The organism is Flavicella sp., assembly GCF_029238425.1.
In the GTDB taxonomy this organism is placed as follows: Bacteria; Bacteroidota; Bacteroidia; order Flavobacteriales; family Flavobacteriaceae; genus Flavicella.
The window spans coordinates 1-3,732 of record NZ_JAQWGB010000203.1 but is presented as its reverse complement, the minus strand read 5'-3'; the positions used below and the strand labels follow the sequence as shown (position 1 = coordinate 3,732).

The 3,732-nt window shown below is 33.8% G+C and carries 4 protein-coding genes; all 4 read left to right on the top strand.

Translation table 11 applies throughout. The annotated features are described in order from the left end of the window. The first annotated feature begins 89 nt into the window (after positions 1-89). Positions 90-419, top strand: coding sequence for an iron-sulfur cluster assembly accessory protein (locus P8H68_RS13740; protein ID WP_300326402.1), 330 nt, complete (start codon positions 90-92; stop codon positions 417-419). Between the two features lie 30 nt (positions 420-449). Further along, on the top strand, positions 450-1,898 hold the full coding sequence (gene sufB / locus P8H68_RS13735; protein WP_300326399.1) for a Fe-S cluster assembly protein SufB: 1,449 nt from the start codon (positions 450-452) through the stop codon (positions 1,896-1,898). 84 nt (positions 1,899-1,982) lie between these two features. Then, a complete protein-coding gene (sufC, locus tag P8H68_RS13730; RefSeq protein ID WP_300326396.1) occupies positions 1,983-2,735 on the top strand; it encodes a Fe-S cluster assembly ATPase SufC in 753 nt (250 codons plus the stop codon). 11 nt (positions 2,736-2,746) lie between these two features. After that, positions 2,747-3,732 (top strand): SufD family Fe-S cluster assembly protein (locus P8H68_RS13725; RefSeq protein ID WP_300326393.1); only part of this gene is annotated, 986 nt, incomplete at its 3' end.

Genomic DNA, 3,732 nt, shown 5'->3' with positions numbered 1-3,732 from the left:
GTTAATAAAGAAATACAAGATATAATTGTTCAAAATGCAGGATACAAATTGTATCTTTGCAAACACTTAATAAAGTAAGGAGTTTAATTATGATAAAAGTTTCAGACATAGCAAAAAAGAAAGTCATTGAATTGATGACAGATGATGGGTATGATTCTGCTACAGATTTTGTTCGTGTAGGTGTTAAAAGTGGAGGTTGTTCAGGTTTGTCCTATGACCTTGATTTTGACAAAAACTCTAGTGAGGAAGATAAGGTTTTTGAAGACAATGGTGTGAAAATTATTGTGGATAAAAAGAGTTTTCTTTATTTGGTAGGGACTACTTTAGAATATTCTGGTGGACTTAATGGAACCGGTTTTGTTTTTAACAACCCGAATGCAAGTAGAACTTGTGGATGTGGAGAGTCGTTTTCTCTTTAATTTATTAAATCTTTTAATATTAAATTAATTATGTCAAAGTATACTGAAGACGACTTAAAAAAGGAACTGGAAACTCAGGAGTATGAGTACGGTTTTTATACAGATATTGAGTCGGATACCTTTCCTAAAGGATTGAATGAAGAGGTTGTTCGTGCAATTTCTAAAAAGAAAAATGAGCCAGAATGGATGACTGAATGGCGATTGGATGCTTTTAGAATTTGGGAACAAATGGAAGAGCCTGAATGGGCAAATGTAAATTATGAAAAGCCAGATTTTCAAGCGATAAGTTATTATTCTGCTCCTAAAAAAGCAGATCCTAATAAATCTTTGGATGATGTTGATCCTGACTTGTTAGAGATGTACAAGAAGTTAGGGATTTCTGTTGATGAGCAGAAGAAATTACAAGGAGTAGCAGTGGATATCGTTGTTGATTCTGTTTCTGTAGCAACTACTTTTAAAAAGACTTTAGCAGAAAAAGGTATTATTTTTATGCCTATCTCTGAAGCCATTCAGGAGCATCCTGAATTGGTGCAAAAATACATGGGTACCGTTGTACCAAAAACGGATAATTTTTATGCAGCATTAAACTCAGCAGTATTTACTGATGGGTCTTTTTGTTATATCCCTAAAGGAGTAAAATGTCCAATGGAATTGTCTACTTATTTCAGAATTAATGAAGGAGGTACGGGGCAATTTGAGCGTACTTTGTTGATCGCTGATGAAAGTAGTTATGTAAGTTACCTAGAAGGTTGTACTGCTCCAGCAAGAGATGAAAACCAATTACACGCAGCTGTAGTTGAATTGATTGCTATGGATGATGCTGAGATCAAATATTCAACAGTACAAAACTGGTTCCCCGGAGATAAAGAAGGAACGGGTGGAGTTTATAACTTTGTAACCAAAAGAGGTATTTGCGAAACAAATGCAAAAATTTCTTGGACACAAGTTGAAACAGGTTCTGCAGTTACTTGGAAATATCCTTCATGTATATTAAAAGGAAATAATTCAGTGGGAGAGTTTTACTCAATCGCGGTAACAAATAATTTCCAGCAAGCAGATACGGGAACAAAAATGATTCACCTTGGAAAAAATACCAAGAGTACCATCATTTCTAAAGGAATCTCTGCAGGGAAATCTCAAAACAGTTATAGAGGATTGGTGCAAATCAATGCGAGAGCAGAAAATGCACGTAACTTTTCTCAATGTGATTCCTTGTTGATGGGAGATCAGTGTGGAGCACATACATTCCCTTACATAGAAGCTAAAAATACTACTGCACAGGTAGAGCATGAAGCTACAACAAGTAAAATTGGAGAAGATCAATTGTTCTATTGCAACCAAAGAGGAATCGATACTGAAAAAGCCATTGCCTTAATTGTAAATGGATTTAGTAAAGATGTATTGAATAAGTTGCCAATGGAGTTTGCAGTGGAAGCTCAAAAATTATTAGAAATCAGTTTAGAAGGATCTGTCGGGTAAACCGTTGAATCGTTGAACTGTGTAATTGTTAAATGGATTATCAATTACACGATTACACAAGTAAACAAATTAACAATTTAGAAGATGTTAAAAATAGAAAATCTACAAGCTAAAATAGAAGATAAAGATATCCTTAAAGGATTAAATATCGAAGTAAAAGCAGGTGAAGTACATGCTATTATGGGACCAAATGGTGCTGGAAAAAGTACAATGGCTTCTGTAATTGCAGGTAAAGAAGAATATGAAGTAACAGGTGGTTCAATTGAGTTGAACGGGGAAGATATTAGTGAAATGGCTCCTGAAGAAAGAGCGCATGCAGGTGTGTTTTTATCTTTTCAATATCCAATAGAGATTCCTGGGGTAACCGTTACTAACTTTATCAAATCTTCTATCAATGAGTCTAGAAAGGCACAAGGATTAGAAGAAATGCCGGCAAAAGATTTGTTGAAAAAAATTCGTGAGAAGTCAGAATTGTTAGAGATTGACAGAAAATTCTTATCTCGTTCATTGAATGAAGGATTCTCTGGAGGTGAGAAGAAAAGAAATGAGATTTTTCAAATGGCGATGTTAGAACCTAAATTGGCAATCTTAGATGAAACGGATTCTGGTTTGGATATTGATGCACTGCGTATTGTAGCAAACGGAGTAAATAAATTAAAATCTAAAGACAACGCTGTGATTGTTATTACGCATTACCAACGTTTGTTAGATTATATCGTTCCTGATTTTGTTCATGTATTACACGATGGAAAAATCGTAAAATCTGGTACTAAAGAATTAGCTTTAGAATTAGAAGAAAAAGGATACGACTGGATCAAAGAAGAATTGAACGCATAATTTCAAATACAATGGAATTAAAAGAAAAATTAGTATCCTCTTTTTTAGCCTTTGAAAATAAGGTTGATGTAGATGTAGATTCAAATGTTCATGATATTCGTTCGAAAGCATTCAGCGATTTTGAGAACAAAGGATTTCCTACAAAGAAGGATGAGGAGTGGAAATATACAAGCTTGAATTCTGTCTTAAAACACGATTATAATGTGTTTCCAAAGAGTGAAGAGTCATTAGCTTATAAGGATGTTAAAAAATATTTCATCAATGAAACGGATTGTTACAATCTAGTTTTTATTGACGGAAAGTTTAGTTCATTTTTATCAAATACTACCCACGATGGTTTGGATATTTGTGTAATGTCATCGGCATTGACAAAACCTAAATATAAAATGGTAGTGGATGCTTACTTTAATAAGTTGGCAGGAGAAAATAATAGTCTTTCGGATTTAAATACAGCGTTTTCTCATGAAGGAGCTTATATAAATATTCCGAAAAACAAAGTGGTACCAAAGCCAATTCAAATAATTAATTTTTCTACTGGAACAGAAAAAGAAATTCTTATTCAGCCTAGAAATTTAGTAATCGTTGGTGAAAATGCCCATGTTCAAATTATTGAGCGTCATCAAAGTTTGACTTCTAATACTACCTTGACAAACTCTGTAACTGAGATTTTTGTGAACAAAAGAGGTATTGTTGATTTCTATAAAATGCAAAATGATGTAGAAACAGCTTCTTTGGTTGATGGAACTTTTGTTTCTCAACAAAAAGATAGTGTTGCTTCGGTACATACTTTTTCTTTTGGAGGAAAGTTGACACGTAACAATTTAGAGTTTTACCAAAATGGAGAGCACTGTGTATCTCATATGAATGGTATTTCTATTTTGAACGGAAAACAACATGTAGACAATCATACTTTGGTAGAGCATAAGGCTCCAAATTGTGAATCTCATGAAATGTATAAAGGAATTTACGATGAGAGCTCTACAGGAGTTTTTAACGG